Below are 1,282 nucleotides of genomic sequence, written 5' to 3'. Positions count from 1 at the left end.
CAGGGCTGTTCAACGCTGTGCGGCACCGGGGGTGAGTCCTCGCTGCCACAGGTCGGCGGAGAACAGCGCCGGCGGGATGATGACGGGATTCCCGGATCGCCGAACCTCTGACTCATAGGGCGGCAACCAAGGGGGAGGTTGCCGTGACCGCGTTCGCGCCGCTGCTGGGCCTGCTGCAGGAGGTGCCTGATCACCGCCGGGCGGAGGGCAAGGTCTACCAGTTGGCGTACGTCCTGCTGTTCTCCATCCTGGCCATCGTCAGCGGCGGCAACTCGTACCGCAGCATCGTCACCTTCATCGAGATGCACCGTCCCCGGCTGAACGAGGTGTTCGGCCTGACCTGGCGGCGAGCGCCGGCGCACACGGCCATCCGCTACATCCTGCAAGGCTTGGACTGTGACGCGGTGGAGGCAGCCTTCCGTGGCCACGCCAAGCTGTTGCAGGCGGCCCACGCCAAGCCGGGTGGGGGTAGTCTGGCGATCGATGGCAAGACCCTGCGCGGCAGCTTCGACGCGTTCCGCGACCGCGCCGCCGCGCACCTGCTCGGCCTGTTTGCCACCGACACGGCGCTGGTGCTGGCGCACAGCGAGGTCGACGAGAAATCGAACGAGATCCCGGCTGCTCAGGCGCTGCTCGCCGAACTCGGCCTGGCTGGACACCTGGTCACGCTCGATGCTCTGCACTGCCAGAGAAAACCTTCGAGCTCGCCGCAAAGGCCGGCGCCGACCTGATCATACAGGTCAAGGACAACCAGCCTACCCTGCATCAGCAGGCCAAGGACTTCTGCGCCAGCGCTGCCCCGCTTTCCACAGCCAATAGCCGTGATCGGGGGCGCAACCGCCAGGAGGAGCGCAGCGTCACCGTCTTCAATGCCGCCACTGCCTTCACCGACACCGAGTGGGCGTCCCTTATCGGTGCCGTGATCCGGATCGAGCGCGACGTTCTAACCCGCAATGCCAAGACCGGTCTCTGGCATCGCTCCTCCGAGACCGCCTTCTATCTCGCCACCACCGCGCTGCCTGCCATTCGCGCCGCCTCTGCCATCCGGGACCACTGGAAAGTCGAGAACACCTCGCACTACACCCGCGACGTCACCATGGGCGAGGATCGCTCCCGCATTCGCTGCAATCCGGGCATCTTCGCCCGTCTCCGCAGCTTTGCCTTCAACATCCTCAAGGCCAACCGCCGAAGTTCACTCCCGCAGGACCGCCTCCGCGCTGCCATCGGTGGCGTCGATTACCTCCTTGGCCTCCTCAACATTCCACAGCGTTGAACAGCCCTG

General features: G+C 66.0%; 2 protein-coding genes. Both read left to right on the top strand.

Annotation, left to right across the window (positions count from 1 at the left end; genetic code table 11):
- Window positions 1-143 precede the first annotated feature (143 nt).
- On the top strand, window positions 144-731 hold the full coding sequence (locus tag Q7A36_RS39880; protein ID WP_305109336.1) for an ISAs1 family transposase: 588 nt from the start codon (window positions 144-146) through the stop codon (window positions 729-731).
- Entirely contained in the window at window positions 683-1,273 is a 591-nt protein-coding gene (locus Q7A36_RS39875; RefSeq protein ID WP_370655809.1) for an ISAs1 family transposase, read from the top strand. Before Q7A36_RS39880 ends, Q7A36_RS39875 begins: the two co-directional genes overlap by 49 nt.
- Window positions 1,274-1,282: the final 9 nt, after the last annotated feature.

Source organism: Paracraurococcus lichenis, from assembly GCF_030657435.1.
GTDB lineage: Bacteria > Pseudomonadota > Alphaproteobacteria > Acetobacterales > Acetobacteraceae > Paracraurococcus > Paracraurococcus lichenis.
Note: the sequence above shows the minus strand (reverse complement) of the source record. Positions and strands in the feature narration are given on the sequence as shown.